18 protein-coding genes are annotated in these 21,058 nt (G+C 27.6%); 10 read left to right on the forward strand and 8 right to left on the reverse strand.

Annotated elements, in window-relative coordinates:
- Positions 1 to 18: 18 nt before the first annotated feature.
- The 4 genes from DEU39_RS17170 to DEU39_RS17185 form a co-directional block, all read right to left on the reverse strand.
- The gene (locus DEU39_RS17170; protein ID WP_183037436.1) at positions 19 to 1,290 is read right to left on the reverse strand and encodes a tyrosine-type recombinase/integrase; all 1,272 of its coding nucleotides are present in this window, start codon (positions 1,288 to 1,290) and stop codon (positions 19 to 21) included.
- A gap of 240 nt (positions 1,291 to 1,530) precedes the next feature.
- Positions 1,531 to 2,319, reverse strand: coding sequence for a hypothetical protein (locus tag DEU39_RS17175; RefSeq protein WP_120232764.1), 789 nt, complete (start codon positions 2,317 to 2,319; stop codon positions 1,531 to 1,533).
- Entirely contained in the window at positions 2,319 to 5,177 is a 2,859-nt protein-coding gene (locus DEU39_RS17180; protein ID WP_120232765.1) for an ATP-dependent DNA helicase, read from the reverse strand. The genes DEU39_RS17175 and DEU39_RS17180 overlap by 1 nt, the downstream gene beginning before the upstream one ends.
- 26 nt (positions 5,178 to 5,203) lie before the next feature.
- Positions 5,204 to 6,526, reverse strand: coding sequence for a hypothetical protein (locus DEU39_RS17185; protein ID WP_147367605.1), 1,323 nt, complete (start codon positions 6,524 to 6,526; stop codon positions 5,204 to 5,206).
- A 474-nt stretch (positions 6,527 to 7,000) separates the two neighbouring features.
- On the opposite strand from DEU39_RS17185, the gene DEU39_RS17190 reads away from it, so the two are divergent.
- From DEU39_RS17190 to DEU39_RS17235, 10 genes are all read left to right on the forward strand, one after another.
- Positions 7,001 to 8,293 (forward strand): phage integrase SAM-like domain-containing protein, encoded by a 1,293-nt coding sequence (locus DEU39_RS17190; protein WP_120232767.1) that lies wholly within the window; start codon positions 7,001 to 7,003, stop codon positions 8,291 to 8,293.
- Position 8,294: 1 nt separating this feature from the next.
- Positions 8,295 to 9,776 carry a hypothetical protein gene (locus DEU39_RS17195; protein ID WP_120232768.1) on the forward strand — a complete coding sequence of 494 codons (1,482 nt, stop codon included), beginning with the start codon at positions 8,295 to 8,297 and terminating at the stop codon, positions 9,774 to 9,776.
- Between the two features lie 117 nt (positions 9,777 to 9,893).
- Positions 9,894 to 10,169 (forward strand): helix-turn-helix domain-containing protein, encoded by a 276-nt coding sequence (locus tag DEU39_RS17200; protein WP_120232769.1) that lies wholly within the window; start codon positions 9,894 to 9,896, stop codon positions 10,167 to 10,169.
- Between the two features lie 133 nt (positions 10,170 to 10,302).
- Entirely contained in the window at positions 10,303 to 11,148 is an 846-nt protein-coding gene (locus DEU39_RS17205; protein ID WP_120232770.1) for a ParB N-terminal domain-containing protein, read from the forward strand.
- 184 nt (positions 11,149 to 11,332) lie between these two features.
- Positions 11,333 to 12,241 (forward strand): hypothetical protein, encoded by a 909-nt coding sequence (locus tag DEU39_RS17210; protein ID WP_120232771.1) that lies wholly within the window; start codon positions 11,333 to 11,335, stop codon positions 12,239 to 12,241.
- Between the two features lie 199 nt (positions 12,242 to 12,440).
- The gene (locus DEU39_RS17215; RefSeq protein ID WP_228436820.1) at positions 12,441 to 15,503 is read left to right on the forward strand and encodes an Eco57I restriction-modification methylase domain-containing protein; all 3,063 of its coding nucleotides are present in this window, start codon (positions 12,441 to 12,443) and stop codon (positions 15,501 to 15,503) included.
- The gene (locus DEU39_RS17220; RefSeq protein WP_120232773.1) at positions 15,496 to 16,209 is read left to right on the forward strand and encodes a hypothetical protein; all 714 of its coding nucleotides are present in this window, start codon (positions 15,496 to 15,498) and stop codon (positions 16,207 to 16,209) included. The genes DEU39_RS17215 and DEU39_RS17220 overlap by 8 nt, the downstream gene beginning before the upstream one ends.
- A gap of 10 nt (positions 16,210 to 16,219) precedes the next feature.
- Positions 16,220 to 16,909 (forward strand): HNH endonuclease, encoded by a 690-nt coding sequence (locus DEU39_RS17225; RefSeq protein ID WP_120232774.1) that lies wholly within the window; start codon positions 16,220 to 16,222, stop codon positions 16,907 to 16,909.
- Positions 16,910 to 16,912: 3 nt separating this feature from the next.
- Positions 16,913 to 17,554 (forward strand): hypothetical protein, encoded by a 642-nt coding sequence (locus DEU39_RS17230; RefSeq protein ID WP_120232775.1) that lies wholly within the window; start codon positions 16,913 to 16,915, stop codon positions 17,552 to 17,554.
- Positions 17,545 to 17,823 carry a nucleotidyltransferase domain-containing protein gene (locus DEU39_RS17235; protein WP_120232776.1) on the forward strand — a complete coding sequence of 93 codons (279 nt, stop codon included), beginning with the start codon at positions 17,545 to 17,547 and terminating at the stop codon, positions 17,821 to 17,823. Before DEU39_RS17230 ends, DEU39_RS17235 begins: the two co-directional genes overlap by 10 nt.
- A 6-nt stretch (positions 17,824 to 17,829) precedes the next feature.
- On the opposite strand, the gene DEU39_RS17240 is transcribed toward DEU39_RS17235, so the two are convergent.
- The 4 genes from DEU39_RS17240 to DEU39_RS17250 form a co-directional block, all read right to left on the reverse strand.
- Positions 17,830 to 18,696, reverse strand: coding sequence for a hypothetical protein (locus DEU39_RS17240; RefSeq protein ID WP_120232777.1), 867 nt, complete (start codon positions 18,694 to 18,696; stop codon positions 17,830 to 17,832).
- 56 nt (positions 18,697 to 18,752) lie between these two features.
- Complete coding sequence (locus tag DEU39_RS17245; protein ID WP_120232778.1) at positions 18,753 to 18,974, reverse strand: hypothetical protein; 222 nt, start codon at positions 18,972 to 18,974, stop codon at positions 18,753 to 18,755.
- Positions 18,975 to 19,203: 229 nt separating this feature from the next.
- A complete protein-coding gene (locus DEU39_RS24740; protein WP_228436822.1) occupies positions 19,204 to 19,350 on the reverse strand; it encodes a hypothetical protein in 147 nt (48 codons plus the stop codon).
- Between the two features lie 253 nt (positions 19,351 to 19,603).
- A complete protein-coding gene (locus DEU39_RS17250) occupies positions 19,604 to 20,746 on the reverse strand; it encodes a hypothetical protein (RefSeq protein ID WP_120232779.1) in 1,143 nt (380 codons plus the stop codon).
- Positions 20,747 to 21,058: the final 312 nt, after the last annotated feature.

Here is a 21,058-nt window from a genome sequence, read left to right on the forward strand (position 1 = left end):
CTTTTTTTATTTTTTGAATTAATCAATATTTAATGTATCAAAAATACTTAAGATCTTATTTTTCATTTTTTTTGCCTTGTCTAACTCTGAATTTTGATCATATATGGCTACCATAGCCTGGGTTTTATGACCTGTATTTAGCATTACACCTTCATCGCCAAAGTAAGGTCTAAAAATAGTAACATAAGATCTTCTACATATATGTGAAGACACTAGTTCCCACTTCTGATAATTTCCTACTACTTTGCGTTTATCAATCATTTTACCCCCTATCATTATTTCTGTTAAACCTGCCTTTTTACAAACTTTTTTTATATAATCATTAAATTTTTGATCTGATATTTTTCTTGGGAATACACCATTTCTTTTTTCCAATATCTTTTTTATTGGTGGAAGTAAAATCATTGTTACTTCATCTTTGGTTTTCTTCTGCGTAAATGATAAAAGATCTTCTAATATTTCTGTATGATTTGTATTTAACAAGTCAGAAACCCTGAGTCCAGTATAACATCCTATAAGTAACCAATCTCTTGCATTATCTAAATAATCATGTTCCAGATTAACTAGTTCAATGGTTTTTAGTTCAGTTAAATTTAGAGTTGGATATTTATACTTTTTGGGAGTAACATAAAATATCCATTCGGAAACATCATCACTTACCTTGTGTTTTTTTGATTTAGCGTACTTAATAAACGTTTTGATTATCTTAAGTTCTTTTACAATGGTTATTTCTGAATATTTTTCATTTTCACTCCACTTCGTAAATTTATCCCTAAAATGATCATTGATCTCTTTTACCTGAAGTCTAGGATTTATTTTATTAAGTTTATTCTTGATAACATTAAACTTCTTAATTGAGGCCTGGGTAATAGGTTTATGTTTTCCTAATGCTAGAACACTTTTTTCTTCAATGTAGTTATCAATAAGTTCTGAAATTAATATAGAAGATTGTGTAGATCTTTGAATGTTTTTTACTTTGTCAGGGGAATAATTTTTACTAATAAAATTTTTTAATTTGTTACTGTCAATTTGATAATTATTAGAGATGATAAAACTATTCAGTGATATTTTAAATTCATTTAGTCTTAAATTAAATTCGTCAATATATTTGTTATTGTTCTTATCAATTTCATTTTTGGGATTTCTCTTCTTAAATATTTCAGAATATTTTTCATTCTTTGGATCCCAATGTTCAACATTAATAGAGAAAGGGGTGGTAAGAGTAATATCTGTTTTTCTATTTGGATGGTATCGAAAGTTAACTTTTGCGACCCCAATCTTCTTTCTCATATAAAATTTAATACTCATTAACGTCCTGTTTTAAGCTAATTTCGGGCAAAAAAATGGATAGGCAAAAAAATCTAATTAATATTTAGTGAAAATTGTCTCATAGTAATAAGTAAGTTTTTTTATAATTATTGGGATTAGTTTTCAACTTGGAAATTGATAAATTTATGGTAATTCTCAATAGAAAATTTAAAGTCCTATTTAACTATTTTTGTTACCTTCACAGAGTTTTGACATCTATAATTATATCATTGTTAATATTGTTAATAAAAGTCCTATTAAGCCAAATATCCAACCACTAAATGTGAAAATAGGATGATTAATAGTATCTATAAAAATCGCATAATTATTCCTGTTTGAAACAATTAATTTTTTATAACTAAGATTATTTGTAGCTTTTTTAATAAAATCAACTTTTAAATCAACAGATCTTATTACTGCAGAAAAATTTTTATTTTCAAATTGAGTAGATTCATTATCAAAACTCAGATATCTGTTGTCTTCTACATTATCTGAATTACACAATAATAAAGATTTTAATGTGTCAGCACCTGATACAAAATTTTCACCATACATCCCTTCAATGATGGTTCTAAGATTTTTCTTGTTTGTACTAGGAACTTCACAGTAGTCACTTAAGTCTCCAAAAATTTTTTCGTATCTATGTTTAATTGCTTCAAATCCAAAATGAATATTTTTCATATCCCAATGAATCCAAAAACAATCTCTATGTCTTTTTACAAAGTCATTATATAACCTAAGAATGCGTAGTTCTAATTCCCTATAAGAATCCTGTATTTGTTCTTTGGGAATGTCTGCCTTATCCGCTTCTAAATGGATTGCAAATTGTTTATCGATTTGTCCATCAAGAGATTTTATAACTATCGATGTTATAATTGGGGAAATATTTCCATAATCATCATCATCTAAAGTATTGCTAGCAGAATAGTGTATAAATAAGACCTTACTTGAATCTTCTGTTGTTTTTTTTAAGTTTTTAACAGCAGTTTTTCTATCCTTAACGACTCCCATTATCTCTTAGGTTTTATATTATATTTGATTCTATTACTACATAATCTTATTTGGTAACAATTTTCATTACAAATTCTAGATTCGTTTGTTTTTATAAATTTTTCATCACGAATCAAACCTACCGCATTTTTAATTTTTTGTTGAATTTCTTCAAGGTCATTTTCATAAAGCTTTTCCGGTGTTTTTGCTCTATTCTTTCCTATAACATAGGTCATAATATAATTAGCTGTTTCACCTGTTAATTCTCTGTGACCAAGTGCATAAAGCTTTAATTGATCCTTGGTAAGTGGAGCATCAGCATTTTCCTCATCACTTTTGAATTCAACAATTGTTGTTTCATAGTAACCTGAATCTCCAATTTTTTTAATCAAATCTATTCGACCTATTACTAAAATATTTTTATCTATCTTATATTGAATCTCTTGTTCAACAAATTCAATATTTTCAAATTCGTTTAAATTATCTCTGTAATAATCTTTTACATTATTTTTAACCTTATCATATAATGGTTGACTTAATTTTGTTGATTTAGTAAGGTAAGGAAAATGAGTTTGTCTATCTATAAGAGAAATTAATTCATTTTCTTGAAGAATTACCCCTTTTTTAGCCTCTTTATGTATTTCCATTAAACAATTATGAAATGATTTTCCAACTCCCATTCGTTGATTTAATGGATAACAAAATCCAAATACAGATATTAATTTAAAACGATAAGGACATTCAAATATATCTTTCAAACTTGTGAAGTCTAAAGATATATTCTTAACCTTTTCTTTTGGTTTACTTTGTATTTTTATGTTATCTGAGAACCTGTGTCTTAAATCAGTAATCATGACAGGAAATGAGTTTATTTTTGCCTCGGTAAGTTCTTGTATAAACTGTGATTCTTTTTTATATAATTTGTTATTTAAATCAGGTGCTTGTGTTAGTAATAGAAACTTTTGGCTTCTAGTCAACGCTACATATAGTAATCTTCTTTCATCTTCCTTTTCTTCATCACCTTCATATCTAGATTGTTCATCTATTAATTCTCGATCTAAGAAATGCCATTCATTTAATCCCCCTCTTTTTTTTGAAGGTAAGTAATTGTGATTTAAACCAGGGACAATGACACATGGAAACTCAAGACCTTTAGATTGGTGTATTGTCATGATTTGAACAGCATTAGGAGTCTTATAAGGGTTGTTTAACCATCCTTCAGGATAATAATCTTTTGCAACATAATTAATGAAACTCAAAAAGCTAAAAAGATGAAAGGAAGGACTTGTACTGTTGAAATTTATTGTTTCAAAATCATTTATTACTTGACTAAACTTTCCAAGATTAAAAAAGATAATTTCAGCCCTTTCTTTACTTCTTAATTCAATATCTTCATTTGATTGATTTATAAAATTTTCTTCATAAACCTCAGAATCATTCAAGAAGTTCCAAAAAATATCCTGAAGAGAATATTCCCAATTATCTTTTACTTTTTCAATATTAGGGTTCTTCATTGAAAGATTAAATATTGCAACATCAATTTTTTCGGGTGAAATTTTTGCATGAGGTATTTTTAACCATTTTTCCTTAAGCTGATATTCATCAATATCGCCGTATAAGTAATTAAAAATTGCTAGTGCTGCTTTAATTTCATCCATTTCAAACAACTGATTTACACCTGCAGTTATATATGGAATATTATATTTTTCTAATGCAGAAACAATTGAATTTGCTTTGCTCCAAGTTCTCAATAGTATGCTAATATCTGAAAAAGCAATACCTCTAGTCTCTTCGTCATTATCTTCAAACTTAACTCCTATAATATCATTTATATATTTCGCAATAGCTTCATTTTCATTTTCTACATTATCATATCTATTATATAGAATATCAATACCTCTATCAAAATTTTGAGATTTATAAGAATCCATTTTTTTGTCTGGAATTCTTTTTTGGTTGTTAGAAATCAATGTTTCAGATAACTTGGTAATTCCTTCAGAACTCCTGTAATTTAATGAGAGGGGAATTGTTTTAACCGAGTCTTTATTAAAATTATCTTCAAAATTTATTATATATTTATTATTACTACCTCTCCATTGATATATATTTTGATCATCATCACCTACAACAATTAATTTACAATCACTAATTTCTTGAAGCCTTTTAATCAATTTTTCTTGCAATGGATTAACATCTTGATATTCATCAACTATCAAATATTTAAGATTATTTTTAATGATATTTTTTAAATTAGTGTCATTATCAAGGCATTCTAGTGCCTTATCCATGATCATCGAAAAATCAAAATATTTTTTTGAAATAAGAGTTTCTTCATATTTCTTTTTTGCTTGTAGAATATTTTCTGGAAATTTGAGTCCTTTTTTAATATCAGACTCTCTTACAATATCCATTATTCTTATAAATAACGATGTGTCGATAAAACGGCGAAGAGAAACAGAGGGGTTAGATAGCTTGGTAACGTTTTTCATCCCAACTAAATCATAATGTTTATCAACAAATAGTTTTAATTTAATATCATCTAATACAGAAAAACTTTGATATCTATACTCATTCTCTTGTAGAGATTTTAAACACCAACCATGAATTGTCCCAATATACATATTTGCCATTCCTCTATATTGACCAACGTTATTGAGAATTTTGTTTTTTAATTCTCCAGCAGCTTTTTCTGTATAAGTAAAAGCTATAATATTTTCTGGTTTAATGTTGAAATTGTTTTCAGGGTCTAATAAATATGCTACTTTTCCAGCAACAGTTGTTGTTTTTCCAGAACCAGCACAGGCTATAATGCGTAGGTGTTTATCATTTATAAGTATTGCCTCTTTTTGACTAGGAGAAAAATCTTGTAAATTTATCATTTGGTTTAATTAGTTTTTTATCTAAGTTAGGTAGTTTTTTTATAAATGAGAATACTTTCTTTGCTCATTGTATTAGAGAAATTGTTTTTAGTTGGCATTCTTTTACTAAGAATATCTCTTTCTAATCCTGTAAATAGATCAATATTTCTAAATAGGAAAAGTTCACTTAAAATAAGATCATTTCGTACCACTTTTTTGTTAACATTTCTGTTACCAATAGTCCATGCTAGAAATGAATTTTCTCTCATATGAGGCATCATTTTGTCTATACTATTGTCTAATTCATATATGAACCTACTAACTTTTTCTGCTTTTTTACGTTCATTATCTTTAAATTGACATACAAATTTTTTAAGAGTATTTGATTTTTCAAAGATTTTTTCTTCAATAATTTTAATGTCTTCTTTAATACGACCTCCCAGACTTTTTCCATCTATCTCTTGTGTCGATTTAAGATATTCCAATTCAATATTATTGTCTATATCTTCTACTGGTATCCATTGCAAGGGAAGATATGAAAATTGACCATATGTTACAGTGGTTTGATTATCTCCATAAGGAGGTGATGTTACTAATAAATTAAAGGTTTGATTTGTTTTAATGTTTGAATTAGTATCTCCCCAAACAACTTTTGCCTGTTTGATATATTGCCCATTTTTAATGTGCCCATTTTGTATTAATATTGATATGAAGTCATTAATGTTTTTAACATTCTTTGTCATGACAGAAAAAAAAGTTCTTAACGCTGATACTTGTCGAGAGTTTATCTCCTCAATGGGTCTCATATGCATTTTAAAGGTAGAGGTTCGATCATTACTAGTGAGACGTATTGTTTCTGCCATTGCAACCCATAAGAACTTTCTCATATCTTTATTAACTTCTCTACGGATAGCTCTATATATTCTTGATAGTTCAATTTGAATCTCTTTTGTAAACCATTTATTTATATTTACAAATGATATCTCAATTTTTTTTGATTTATCATTTTGAATATTATTGCATACTCTTATTTCTAGTTCGTTAAGTTCTTCTGCATTGTAAAAAGTTGTTTTTACTTGACTTAATAAAATAGACAGAGGGTTTATATCTTGCCCGAAAACATTCATTCCATATTTCATACCTGTGACTAATGTGTTGGAGGCACCTGTAAAAGGGTCAAACAACGATACTTCGGTATTGAGAGCTTCTGAAAGCTTCTGTATGATGGGTTCTTGGACTGAAGGAACCATCATTGCTGGATAGTTCAAAATACTTCGTGCAAAATCACTTCTGGAATAATTTTCTCCATTTAGTACTTCTGAACTGATTGAATTTATCGTTGACTTTATATGTTTATTAATTTTACTCACTTTTTATTTTTAAACTGTCCCCTTGTTTGTAAGTTTTAGTGTATAAGTTTAAACTTAAACATTCTTTTGAATGTACTTAGTGTATTTTTATAATCGGATAATGATTTGCGCAAATATATAAAACAAAAAATAGAAGAACTTTATATTTAATCTCTTAATTATCTATTGTCACCACCAATGCCACCACTTAAGTGATATTTAAAACATTTAAATAACTATAAATGAAACAAAAAAAACACTCTATAATATTGATATAGAGTGTTTTTAGTTGTTGTTAGGTTTCATAACCTTTCGTGTTAGTGGAGTTGGAGGGACTAGGTTTTTAAATCTGTTAAAATATTAGTTAATTTATAAATGCTTTGTACAAGGGCTTTTTAAGGTTGTTTAATTAAATTGAATTTATTGAAATTAAACTATATTTGAATCTTTTGGGTACAACTTTGGGTACAACTTTAATTTTTAATCATTTTAATTATGGCATCAGTAAGCTTTTTTATTAGAGGAAAGGTAGCAGATAAAGAAAGTACAATTTGGGCAAAATTTAGAGACAGGGATATTGATATACGTGTTCCTGTTCCCTACTTGAGTTGTAAACCAAAAGAATGGAAAGATGGAAAATGCAAAATACCATCTAAAAAAATGCATAAAGATGATGCTGAAACTATAAACACTCGTCTTTCACAATTAGAAGCTAATATTATTTCAAGTTATATGGAGGATAATCCAGAAATCGATTTAAAAGAATGGCTGAAATCAATTATAGAACCTACAACCTTAAAAGCAGAGGATAATTACTATTCGGATGATGTAATTACTTTTATTGATACTTACATTTCTTTAAAAAAAGATAGTGTTATGGAATCGACTATTAAGAAGGCTAATGTTGTTAAGCAATTAATGATTAGATATGTAGCAGATAGGAAAATCAGAAAGAAAACATTTAGAGGATTAAAATTTAAAGATTTAGATAATTCTTTTAGATTTGATTTTGAAGAGTATTGTAATAAGGAGAATTACAAGATTTCAACAACATATCGTAACCTTAAATTTTTAAAAATGATTTGTAAAGTTGCAGGTTCTTTTGATATTGAAGTTCACAAGCATGCGGAATTGTGGAAATTTGAAGTTGAGAAAGCAACAAAGCATATCCCAAAATCAATTTATTTAACGTTTGATGAGTTGGATAGAATAGAGCAGAAAGAAATGCCACATGATTATCTTGATAATGCTAGAGATTGGTTACTTATCTCTTGTTATACGGGACAACGTGTGAGTGATTATATGAGGTTTAATTCCTCTATGATTGTGGAAGATAGTGAGGGACAGAAATACATCGAATTTACACAACGAAAGACTAATGCTAAGATGCAAATTCCTTTATTAAAAAAGGTTCAGGATATTTTAGCAAAGCGAAACGGTGAGTTTCCTCGAAAAATATCAGATGTAAAATTAAATCTTTATATCAAAGATGTATGTGAGATTGCCGAAATAGATGAAATTGTATACAATGGTAGAACAGAGACGATAGAAAAAGATGGGAAAAATATTACTCGCAAAGTTTTTGGTAATTTTCCTAAACATAAACTTGTTACATCTCATATAGGAAGAAAAAGTTTTGCTTCTAACTTTTATGAGAAAATTCCTACTACTTATTTGCTTAATTTTACAGGGCATACGACGGAAAAGCAACTATTAGCATATATCAATAAAACAGATGCTGAAAAAGCAAAGTCAACTGCAAAAATTTTTAACAGTTTAGGATTCTAATATGAAAAAACATACAGATGTTAATACAAAATCTGGAGTAACACTTGATTTTATTGTATATGCTGTTACGTCAAATTTGCCAGCTAATGTACATGGAGTTGGTGGGTTCTTTTTTCAAGGTTATAGAATAATAAATAAGGTGGAAAATTACTGTTCGGATGAAGAGATCAAAAATAATATTGCTAAATATTATACTGATATTACTGACGAAAAAGAAAGAAAACTTATTCTGCACGCATCAGAGGATATGTTTGTATATCATTGGAAAGCGTTGTTTCACGAGAAACAAGGTTCTGCGAAAGTAATTAAAGATTATTTTGAATACCTCAAATATTTTACAGATGTTAATGAAATAATTAACGAGGACTGTAATTATGTAGATTTTGATGAAATTAATACTTTATCAGACCTTTATGATGCAGAAGAAATAGAATCCATATTATTTGATGTAAATTACCTGTTAACAGAAGAAACATGTTATGGTTATGAGAAAGAACAAGACGATGACTGTTTGTTTGAAGAAAATTATAAAATTGATTTAGCTTCATTAAAAGAAGATTTTGAAGATTTTGTATCTTTACGGTATATATTTCGTAATACCTATATTAGTTATTATGCTTCGCAAATTCTTTTTTTAGATCAAAAAAGTAGTATCAAAATGAGACGTTTCATGAGAGAAATAGATGCTCTTACAAATTCACCTTTAATTAGTGAAGTCTCAAATGCCACTAAATACTTGGAAACATTAATATCGGAAAATGAAGTCTTGTGTTATAGGCATTCATTTAACACACCACAATTAGATGGTTTTTTTGAGGAACTCATTCCTCTTGTCTCATTCTATGATACTTTGTGGAATTATCTCACAATATTGAAAGATTCAAATATTTTTCAGTTGACTTATTTAAACAATATCTATCAGTATAATTATGTTGAACTGGATGATGAACATTGTTTATATGGAATGAAATTAAAATATTTGAATTTAAAGTTATATGGAGAAAACAATGATTTAAACGGTGAGAGTTTGAGTGAAAACTTTACTTACTTTTTTAAAGAAAAAGAAAATTTTGTAAACTATTTGAATAGAAAAAGTTTTACAATTCAGGAAATCAATATTGTTTTAAATCTCTTGTCAGAAAATAAATATAATTCCTTAAATATAAAAAGTCTTAATACTGACCGTGATATCTACTTCTTTAGAATTTGTTATTTTTTTCACGTTTTTGATTACTTCACAGAAGTAGAAGGAATCGTATTTGATTCAATTGCTTCATTTGATTCTATAATAAAGTTTAATCCACTAAACAAAAGAGAAAATAAACAGCAGTTTCTTAAAAATTACACTAATATTAATAATTCTGAACATAAGGATTATCCATTTACTTCAAAAAAGACAGAACTTTTCTTATCAGAGATTGAATATTCATTAGGAATTGATAGGGAAAAGTTGAAACCAATTCCAGAATTAAGAATTTATTGAAATTTTTCTCTTTGAATATTAGCTAGTTATGTGTTGTTAGCTAAAAAATATTTTCCCTACTTTTTCCCTGTTTTCCCTATTTGAAATTTTGCATCATAATCTTAACAAATAAAAATTATGACAAATTCAGCTATTCAATTGATGCAAATAGATATAGATTCTTTTGGTCAATTTATTCAAAAGCTTGTTAGGGAAGAATTAGAAAAAATCATTCCTGTACAATCAGAAGAAAAAGAGTTTTATACTCGTGAAGAAACAGCAAAACTTTTAAATGTAAGTTTGACAACCTTGTTTCATTGGAATAATGACGGTACATTAAAAAATACCAAAATCGGCAAAAGAGTGTATTACTCAAAAGATGAAGTATTTTCAAAACTGAAACAAGCATCTTAAAACAACTTTATGGGGAAATTCTAGACAACCCCAAATCATTTCTTAACTATTTACCACGCTTTTAATATTTAATCAAAGCACACTTAGAGTATTGTGTGGGTATCTCTTGTGTCAAATTTAAAATATCAACATCATGTCAAATACAATTCAATTATTCGGTCAAAATTATAATGTTAACAATACTTATGCAGGTTTAACAACAATTTTAGAACTACAAAATTATTTAACAATTTCAGATCCAGAGGGATATAGTCTATTAAAAAGTGATATCGCAAAAAACGGAATCCACGATCCAGTTTTATATACTACGGTTAATAATATAAAATTGGTTATTGATGGGCATGTAAGATTGCAAACATGTATTGAATTAGAAATATCGAATATTCCTGAGAAAGAAATCAAAGAAAATTTCCAAACTCTTTCTGATGTTCAGTTTTGGATGATAAAAAACCAATGTCAAAGAAGGAATCTTACACAAATACAAAAGCTACAGCTTGCATTTTTGCATGAGGAAACAATACAACAAATTGCAAAAGTTAATCTTATTGATGCAGGTAAGGGCAATAACATAGAAAAACCAGTAGATACACTTTTAGAAATAGCAAAAATTGCCAATGTTGGTAGAACAACTGTTTCAAGATATAAAAAGGTTCTTAATAGTGGTTTGGAGGATATTATCAAAAGAATGTTGCTAGAGGAATTGAGTATTACCTCTGCGTATAATTTAGTTCAGAAAAAAACAAAGGATGTACAGATTAATTTAAATGATAATAATCAAGAGATAGCTACAATACAATCAGAAACGATACAATCAGAAACACCCGTGTTGAAGTTTGTGCGGGATTATAATGAAGCTAAAAATCTTTTAAACACCAATGAATTTGAATGTCTTATCATGACAAAAGACGAGAGTAAAGTTAAAGATTTTGCTTCTCAACAGCCTAATGTTAAATATGCTGTATTTATATTCGAAGATTAAACCTTGTACACAAAGATACAAGGCTTTAGAAAGGCTGAATCTTTTTACTACTGCACGCTACAACTCTGCGTATGCACACGCAATTACGCAAAAATCAACTAAAAATCTTTTTATAACAATAACTCAAAGGCACAGTAAAACAGTTGTGATAGTCCTTACCGTGCCTTAATTAAAATACCAAAATATGATTGACTTTATAAAAGTATATACAAATACAAAAGAACCTTTGGAAAATAGAATTAAATATGATTTTCTTGATAGTGAAACAAAATGCTCGTATGATTATTTTAATAAAGATCCGAAATATCCATGTTATAGACGTTTTGAAAATATTGAAGTTCGAATTACGGAAAAATCAGCATTTGTCAAAAACTCCATACATACCTATTTTAACCTTAAAAACGATTTCGGTACTGGCAACTACACTGACTTTCCTTACGGCGATATTTTAACCGCTTTTCAACAGCTTCAGGGTGATCTGAACGAAGATATTTCAGATTGCAAAGTAACTAATCTGGAATTTGGCTTAAACATCCGAACCTCTCTAAGTCCTAAGCAAATGCTTGAAAATAACTTTTTAATGTTCAATTTTGATGAATTTAACCAATATGATACCTTTAAAAACAAAGGATCGTACAAACAATATAACCGTAATGAATACTATGTGAAAATGTATGATAAAGGTTTACAATATAAGTTAGAGTATCACCTGTTAAGGCTAGAAATTAAGATAACTGATAGTAAGTTATTGAAAAAAAGATTTGGAATCTATACAGTTCAGGATATTTACGAGAAAAGTCGACTGGAATTACTGTTTAAATTTCTTATGGATCGTTTTGATGAAATAAATATCATCGACAGCTATATTACTCAGGAAATCAGCGGGGAAGAAAAAATGTTTTTTGAACTAGGCAAAAGTCCTCATTATTGGCGGGAAATAAAAAACAGCAAATCTCGTAGCTACTATTATGATCTAAGAGCAAAGTATATTAATCTAATTGAAAAGTACCAATTAGATACCATAAAAAAGGAGTTACACGATTTGCTTGTGACTAAATTTCAGTGTTTGATAGGGGTATTATTAAATAGCTAGGTTCGGATTTGGAAGTGTAGGGGAGGTGAAAAAGGACAAAATCGGAATATATATTAAGAGTAATTTGTACTTAAATTTTAATATAAATATATTAATTCGAAATAATATTTGCCGATTATTTTATGTGTTAAATTTTCGGCGGAAAATAAAGAGTTTATAAATAGATATTTTAGTAAATTATTGTAAATTTGCAAGTAGAGTGAGCAAAACTGAATTACATAAGTTATTGATTAAGTTAAACTTATATGGATCTGTCTTTTTTAGAAATGAAGATGGGAGTTCCTATGGTTTTGACTTTCATCCAGATATATTAAACAAAATTGACAGAATAAATCCTGATGCGATTTATGTCTTCAATAATCAACCGTTAATTCTTTTCTTTGATTTAACATTAAATGAAGATTTGAACAAAGAATCTGAGATTCATAAGCAAGTATGGTCTTTTGATAATTCTCCAATAGTATTTATTATAAATGATAAGGATATTTCTGTATATAACGCTCTAAATTTTGTAAAAAACAAAGATAATAAAGGAGGTTGGTTAGAAAAACTGAATTTATCCGAAAAGGAGAGAAATGAAAGGTTTTCATTTTGGAATCTACAATCAGGTGAAACTTGGGCATGGTTTCAGGATGAATATCTAAGCAAAAAAAATGAAAATCAAAAACGTGTAAATCAAAGACTATTTCAAAATATTAAAGAAGTTAGGAAGTACTTAACTGACAAAGCAAAACCTAACTACTTAGAAGAGAAATCTTCTAATTCGCTGATATTGAGATTGATTTTCATTAGATATTTGATTGACCGAGATATTAAGATTGATGACAACTATATATCAGGTGAAAATATTAATGAAAAAAGGAAAAATTTTGTTTTATTAATTTCAGAACCAGATAGCTTAAATAAGCTGTTTGAGGTGTTGAATGAAAAATTTAATGGTGTTTTATTTAAAGAAACAAATATTACATTAAATCAAGATCAAGCAAAGTATTTAGCAGATGTATTTAAGGGTGAATTAGAGCAACAAGGTTCATTGTTTGAAGGCTATTTTTTTGAAATCTTTGATTTTTCAATAATTCCTGTTGAAGTTATTTCAGGTATCTACGAATCTTTAATTGATGATGAGACAAAAGATTTAGATTCTGCAGTATATACGCCGTCGTTTCTTGTTGACTATATATTAACAGATACTGTCGACAAATACTTAAATGAAAAAAAGACTTCGGAATGTAAAATTTTTGAAGTAGCCGTAGGTTCAGGGATATTTTTAGTTCAATCTTTAAGAAGAATGATTGAAAAAGAAATTGAAATTAATGGTTCAGGTAATAAAAAAGAATTCAGCAATAAAATCCGAGAAATTGCTAAGAATAATCTTTTTGGAATTGATATAAATTTGGAGGCATTAAAAGTTACTTGTTTCTCAATTTATATTGCATTATTAGATTATCAGCAGCCTAAAGATATTGATAAATATCCTTTTCCACACTTATTAGGAACTAATTTATTTGAAGCTAACTTTTTTGATAGTACTCATGAATTTAATACAGTGGTGGCACAAAATACACCTGATTTCATATTGGGAAATCCACCATGGAAAAGTAAAAAAGAAGATAATATTCATGTTAATTGGATAAAAAATAACAATAAAACGGTTGGTAGATTTGAAATAGCACAATCATTTCTATTGAGGACTAAAGATTTTATGTCTGAGAAAACCAAGTCGGCATTAATTGTTACTAGTACGATATTTTATAATGTTTCTGATAAAACGAGAAGTTTTAAAGACGAATTTTTAACTACATATTGTGTTGAAAAGTTTTTTGATTTATCGCCAGTAAGAAGATTGATTTTTGAAAAGAAAAATAGCCCAGCAAGCATTGTTTATTATAAACTTTCTAAAAAAGAGGATTATTTAAAAAATATTATAAAACATCAATCTGTTAAGTATAATCGTTTTATCAAATATTTCAAGATGTTAGTAATTGAAAAATTTGACCAAAAGGACTTGTTACAAAAAGATTTTTTAGAAAATGATTGGATGTTTAAAGTAGCTTTGTATGGTAGTTATTTAGATTTAAAATTTTTAAAAAAAATTAAACTTTCAAGTATTAAGTCCTTAATAGATAATAAAACTGTTTTTAAAGGAGCTGGTATTGAAAGAGGACAAAAGGCTCAGTATTTTCCTGATTTAATTGGAATGACTATAGTTGAAAATAGTCAAATACAACAAGGATTTACAAATATTAATACAGATAAAACTTTAAAAGAAGAAGATGTTTTCTTATCAAGAGGGAGAGATAAAAATATTTTTTTAGGACATAAAATATTATTTAAAGAGCAAACATTAAATGAGACTGAACCTCTTATTTCATATTCTAATAATGATTTTGTCTTTAGAAAAGGAATATTTTCAGTTTCATCACAAAATAAAAACTTGATAATGTTGCTTTATGCACTTTTCAAATCAGACTTTAGTAAATACTATCTTTTTCTAATATCTGGAGCTTGGGGAGTTGGGACGAGACCTGCAATTAGATTTGATGAAGAATTATTAAATCTTCCATTGAAAGATTTTAAACAAGAAGAAGAGAAAATATTAATTGATAATGCAAAATTACTTATAAAATATTATATTGATTTTTTTAAAGACTTTAAACTAGGTGAACCAATTGAAAACCAATCTATACTTACAGTTATTAATAAAATCATTTATAAATCTTATGATATTAAAGATTATGAAAAGGACTTAATAGATTATACTTTAAACATTTCACGTTATCAATTTCAACAAAGTAAGCAAAACCTTATAATTAATTTTAATAGCTCAGACCATAGAAATAAAAAAAATGTGTTAGAAAGCTATGCTAATATTTATGTTAGAGAATTTGAAGAGATATATTATGACGAATTTGTAAAAATAGAAATCTTCCCAATGAGACATTTTATTGCGATGAATTTTATTATTACAGATGTAAAACCAAAAATAACAATAAATTATCCCGAAAATTCTGATGAAAAAGAAGTTTTGAAAAAGTTGGCTAATAATCTAAGTATTGAAAAAATAACAGATACTAAAGACCCGTCAAAGAATCTTTACATTCAAAAAGATATAAAAGGTTTTGAAAGTGATTCTTTCTATATTATTAAACCTAATGAGTATAAATGTTGGCATCCTGCAATGGCATGGTATGATATTGCTGAATTTAAACAAGCTATTCAAGAAGCGGAATTAGAACGATTAAATTCTTCTGCAGATGATTAATGGTGCTATTGGTTTTAAGTCAGGTTCTAGTAGAGTAATAGAATCTCATGTCAGAAAAATACTACGATATGTTGTTTCATGCTATCATCTTATGTTAAAAGATGGAAAAAAATACAACTATTCCACAAGAGGTAAAATAAAGCAAGAAAATTTTTTACGGAATGGTTTGGTTGATGATTATTTAAGGAAAAATATAAATTTACTTAATTCTGAAGGTATTAATCAATATACAATAATTAACCGAGAATCAACCGAGACTTATCATAGTGAATCAGATGGATTAATTCATGATGACCCAATTGATATAAAAATTGAGTATTCACCTTTGAAAAATGACTTGCAAGATGATGCTGTTTATTTTGCGATTGAATGCAAAAGGATTACCATAGATAGTGATTCTAAAGACTATGTTTCAGATACGGAAAAGTTTTCAGATAGAATCTACACTTCAAAAAGATTGCCTTTTGAGGGGCAAATTGGATTTTTAGAAAATCCTAAAATATCTCATTCTAGTATTTGTATAAAAGTTAATGAACGCTTACAATCCTGCGAAAAATTAACAACCACTCAGAAGTTAGAAATTGTTAAAATTAGCCCAGATTTTGAAGGTTCTTATAAATCAATGCATAAGAAAATAAATGAGAGTAAAGATGATTTCTCTGTATTTCATTTATTTTTCGATTATTCTAATGTAGTAATAAACTAATATTAATAATATGGCGTGTTCTCGTGGGAAAGCAAATCCAAATCCTCATACTAAATTGCTTTTATTTGCTGATTCAGGAGGATATTGTCAAAATCCAAATTGTAATGTTGGTTTGTTTTTTGATTTGAAAGAGACAAGCTTTCACATTGCAGAGATGGCTCATATAATTAGTGCAGGCGAAGATGGACCTAGGAAAAAAGGGGTTTCTCAAGAAGAAAAAGGGAATTTTCAAAACCTGATTTTACTTTGTCCATCTTGTCATACTACTATAGATAAGGCTGAAAAAGATTATCCTGTAGAGTTATTAAAAGAATGGAAACAAAGGCATTCGGATAAAATCAAAAAGTTATTTGAAATAAAGGAAGTTGAATCTCGTATAGATGCACATAAGTTAGTTTTACCTTATTTTGATGAGAATAAGGCAATCTTTGAAAACTATGGTCCACAAAATGAGAATAATATGAATCCTGAAAGTGAAGCCCCTCTGTTATGGATAGATAAAGTTCATAAATATATTTTACCAAACAATAGAAAAATTCTTAACATAATCGAGGTAAATTATTCCCTATTAAATGAGGATGAAAGAGTAACTTTCAATATATTTAAGCAACATATACTAGACTTAGAAAATAGACATTTAAATAATGTTGTTATTGATGGTCAACAATTTCCCTCTGAAATAACTCAAATTTTTACGTAGATTATGAACCCTTTTGAATGGATAAAAAGCAAACTGCAAAATAAAAATTATATAGAATCTATTGATATTAAAGATGGTGTCTTGCATATCATGAGAAAAAATGGAGTTTCATTTAATGCTATTTATATTAAAGATACAAATATTGATACTAGTAAAATTAAAAATAGAATTGAAAACATAGACGTAAATTTTGTCTTAGCAACAAATAGAGACGTTATTATCGACGGTGGTGTATATGCTTTTTTGGAGGAATCTGAAATTGTAATAGGTGATTTTAAAGATCTTTTTAGAGTAATTTCTCAAAATGATAATTTTCCTTATTTAAATCCAACAGTTAAATTTATTTTGCAAGGATTACGCCAGCATGATAGAGTTAAGAGTGTGGAAAGATTAGATAATAACAGATATTTAATTCACAGACATTTTGGAGATAGTATTACTATTTTATCATTGGAAGATTACAATATTACTATACAAAATATGAGAGATTCTATTGACAAATACAAAAATGCTTTTCAAGCAGTATTAAAAGCAAATCCAAATGGAGGAATTGCTGAAAATGCTTACATTTTTGCTGAATCTAAAAATCTAAAAATCCTGAAATGGGGTGAACTTCTAGGTGATTTAAACAGAGTATGGACTTAAAGTTTATAATAGAGCTTCTCCAAAAAGAATTTTCAGAATTAGAATCTAGTGATAAAGTGCAAATTTTTCTTTTTGGATCTATTCTTATAACTCCAGATTATAATGATATTGATATTTTATTTGTTTATAATAATCCTAAAGATATTAAGGGAGTACAAATGATCCTATTGAAATTAAATTTTCTTCCGCTTGATGTAAATTATTATACACTTGATGAGGTACTAGAATTTAATTTTTTTAATAATTGGAAACATATAAAAATATTGTGATCCTATTTATTCTTTGTGGTAGATCATGTTAATTTTCACTCCTGTAATTTTTGTGATTACTTCATAAGGAAACCATTTTATTTGCATAGTTGGAGAATCTACATCTCCAAAAACTCTTAATAGACAAGGAATGCCTTTTCCCTTTATCTGTGTTTCTTCAATTAATTTAAGTAAATTCTCACCTTGATATTTGAGTTTTTGTAAAATTAACGAGTTCATTTTAGTGTTAACATCTCTGAGTAATTCAGTTTTTTCTTCAAGTAGTGGAAGTATATCAAATTGGCTATCTTGATTTTGAAGATCAGGTTTTACATTCAACCCCCAAGAGTCGAAGCTACCTAATAAATCATCTCTAAGTAAGGAGAGTTCTAATTTGTATCCATTTACATCATCTGTCAAATTGATTGAGCCTGTTGGTAATCCACAATGTTGAGCATAATTTCTAAGTTTTGATAAAAAGCGATATGAAAAATAATTATCGAAGCATTCAGACGTTAATCTCTTAAATAGTAGAAATTCTTCTGACTCATTACCGAAATTTCTTTTAAGTCTTGTTTCTGTATGATCTAAATATGTTCTTATTGAGGATAGTGTGTTTAAAATAATTCTATTTAGATCTAGGAATTGTAATGAGAATTCTTTGGAGTCAAGCTTTGGATTTTCGGCATATTTTTCTAGATAAAATTTGCATCTTTGATTTAAGTCATTAAGATTTAATTCAATTATACTATATAAAGCTTCATCGTGTTGGAATTTTTCAAGTTTATTGATTATTTGGGAAATGCTCTCATAATCATGATAACTTAAAATTCTAATATTTGTTATATTAGGGCTATCAATAGTTGCTAGAGAATAAGTTACTTCCCCATCCATATATACTAAACAATTTAAAAAGCATAATTACTTCTAGTAGTATGCTTTATAATTAATCAATTTTCTTGAATCTTAAAAAGATAAGTTTCCTCATCACCATTTTTTTCTAAACTTTCAAATAGAAATCCATAGGATTCAATATTAGAATAAGGAAATTGTAGATTTATTAAAGGTTGATCATTATGATCAAATGCTACTAAATTATTTTCTAAATCTATAAAGTTTAAAGTTGCTGTTTTAGTTCTGTGATTTGCAATCACAATTGCTTTCTTTGCCATAAATTTTATTTTTATATAGGTTCTTCAAAGGAAAAATCTCCATGGGAGCCATATTTTAGGTAATCTATATTTTTAATATAAAAGATTTGTAATGTCATATATTCGAGATTATTAAATATACGAAATTTAAAATCTGCTACACGATTAATTCTTTCTTCGCAATCATAAAGTATTTTTTTTACTGTACCCTCTTTCCAGTCTTCTTTTTTTCCTTCAAGAAGGATAGTAGTTAATATTTTTGATCCTTATCTGCAAACTGTGGTAAATAATTAATTATAACATTTGCATTCTTGTTGTTAATAATGGACTTAATCACATCTACAAATCCAATCGCATATTGATCTTGTTCATTTAATATTTCCCATTTATAATTCATGTCTATTAATTTGGTACAAGATCGGAAAAAACGGGTATTAATCATATAGGTATTTTCACTATATTTTCTTCTCTGAAGTTTTTTTGAAATGCTCAAGTAGATTATAGAATTTGATTTTATAATGTTACTGGCTATTTGTTGCTTATCAATATTATGGAGATACAAACATTATAAGGTCAGAGTGCTTATCTTATAATAAATTGCAGATAGTATGAGCAATAGAACTCCTAATAGGTTTTTCATAGTTAATTACTTATTTTGAAATGTAATAAATATAATAACTACCAGAAAAATCTTGTGAATCATAAAATTTCACATAGGTTAAATCGTCAGGTATAAAGATGGCTCCATATTTTGATTTATATTCAGATCCTGATTTTTTTGGGTTGTAAGTCTTATCAGTTAAATCTCTATAATTTTCAATATTTGTAGCTGTTTTAAAATGTACAAATTTAGAATCAATCATCAAATAAGAATTCAAATCATTTGAATCTTTAACAATAGAGTTTTTACTGTTAAAATATGTGATTCTTTTAACTCTGTGATATGAGTTAGCTAAATTATCTAAGATTACGACATTATATAATACATCATTATATAACTTTTTTGAGTTTGCTTCATTTAATTCAAACCTTTCAGCTAATGAATAAAATTCATCGAGGTTTTCTTTATATGATTTTGAAATTACATTAGCGATTAAAGTATGTTTAATTTTATCATAATTTTTTTTTGCAGCTACGTCTAGTTCCCTAAAATTCTGGTCATACATATTGAAGTAGCTGTTACTATAATCCTTTTTAGATTTTTGTACCGAAGAGTTATTATCATTTTCTGCAGCATTTGCATTACTATAATTATTTTGATCGCTGTTGAAAGATTTGGTGTTAGAAGCTTGAGCTTTTTTAATAATTATGTTTAAAGAATCATACAGCCATTTTATGATACGGTTAGTTTCATTTGCCGAAGAATAATTAATCTTAGTTCGGTTTAATTCATTAACGCATTGTTGTTGAAAATTTTGATATATTGCTTGTTTTTGCTCATCAGGTAAATCTAAATTATTGATTTGTTCAACTATATTATTAACAGAGTTTTGTAATTGCTGTACATTGTAATTATAGTTATTTTGTTTCGTCTCCATAGTATTGCCTAAAGCAGAAATATCTAATTGTTGTGGATCTCTGTATTGTGTTGGTTGTCTAGATTGAGAAGTATTATTTGTTGTATAATATTCCCATTGTTTTGAGAAACTGTTGTATTTTTCGTAGCCAATCATATTTCCGTTTGAATCAAAATATTCATATCGGTTCTGGAATGAGTTAAACTTTTTTGTAGTAGTTTGAGATAAACAAGAAATTCCGAGTAATATACATACGGAAATAAAAATCTTTTTCATAAGTGATTTATTTATATCACTCAGTCCCCAAGTGAAAGGTTATTAATGCAGAAAGCGTGGGACTACACTCAATTTGCTAACAGAGGTTCTGACAAAACCTTATACCACAAACAAGTAATAGCCCACACGCCATAGCACGGGCATCAACTGTTTATTCTGTGGTATGTTGAAACTGTCAGATTTCTGTTAACAGAATAAAAGCAGACGCTTTATATTTTTCGTTAAAATTCAGTCACGAAGATATGAATTTTTGTAATTATATGACAGTTTTCTTTATTGGAAAACAAAGGTTAGCGTATCATCAACCAATAA

The organism is Chryseobacterium sp. AG363 (genome assembly GCF_003610675.1).
In the GTDB taxonomy this organism is placed as follows: Bacteria; Bacteroidota; Bacteroidia; order Flavobacteriales; family Weeksellaceae; genus Chryseobacterium; species Chryseobacterium cucumeris.

Coding starts and splice junctions, on each gene's coding strand:
- DEU39_RS17170 (WP_183037436.1), bottom strand. CDS start 1,290: ATGAGAAAGAAGATTGGGGTCGCAAAAGTTAACTTTCGATACCATCCA.
- DEU39_RS17175 (WP_120232764.1), bottom strand. CDS start 2,319: ATGGGAGTCGTTAAGGATAGAAAAACTGCTGTTAAAAACTTAAAAAAA.
- DEU39_RS17180 (WP_120232765.1), bottom strand. CDS start 5,177: ATGATAAATTTACAAGATTTTTCTCCTAGTCAAAAAGAGGCAATACTT.
- DEU39_RS17190 (WP_120232767.1), top strand. CDS start 7,001: ATGGCATCAGTAAGCTTTTTTATTAGAGGAAAGGTAGCAGATAAAGAA.
- DEU39_RS17195 (WP_120232768.1), top strand. CDS start 8,295: ATGAAAAAACATACAGATGTTAATACAAAATCTGGAGTAACACTTGAT.
- DEU39_RS17200 (WP_120232769.1), top strand. CDS start 9,894: ATGACAAATTCAGCTATTCAATTGATGCAAATAGATATAGATTCTTTT.
- DEU39_RS17205 (WP_120232770.1), top strand. CDS start 10,303: ATGTCAAATACAATTCAATTATTCGGTCAAAATTATAATGTTAACAAT.
- DEU39_RS17210 (WP_120232771.1), top strand. CDS start 11,333: ATGATTGACTTTATAAAAGTATATACAAATACAAAAGAACCTTTGGAA.
- DEU39_RS17220 (WP_120232773.1), top strand. CDS start 15,496: ATGATTAATGGTGCTATTGGTTTTAAGTCAGGTTCTAGTAGAGTAATA.
- DEU39_RS17225 (WP_120232774.1), top strand. CDS start 16,220: ATGGCGTGTTCTCGTGGGAAAGCAAATCCAAATCCTCATACTAAATTG.
- DEU39_RS17230 (WP_120232775.1), top strand. CDS start 16,913: ATGAACCCTTTTGAATGGATAAAAAGCAAACTGCAAAATAAAAATTAT.
- DEU39_RS17235 (WP_120232776.1), top strand. CDS start 17,545: ATGGACTTAAAGTTTATAATAGAGCTTCTCCAAAAAGAATTTTCAGAA.
- DEU39_RS17240 (WP_120232777.1), bottom strand. CDS start 18,696: ATGGATGGGGAAGTAACTTATTCTCTAGCAACTATTGATAGCCCTAAT.
- DEU39_RS17245 (WP_120232778.1), bottom strand. CDS start 18,974: ATGGCAAAGAAAGCAATTGTGATTGCAAATCACAGAACTAAAACAGCA.
- DEU39_RS24740 (WP_228436822.1), bottom strand. CDS start 19,350: ATGAATTATAAATGGGAAATATTAAATGAACAAGATCAATATGCGATT.
- DEU39_RS17250 (WP_120232779.1), bottom strand. CDS start 20,746: ATGAAAAAGATTTTTATTTCCGTATGTATATTACTCGGAATTTCTTGT.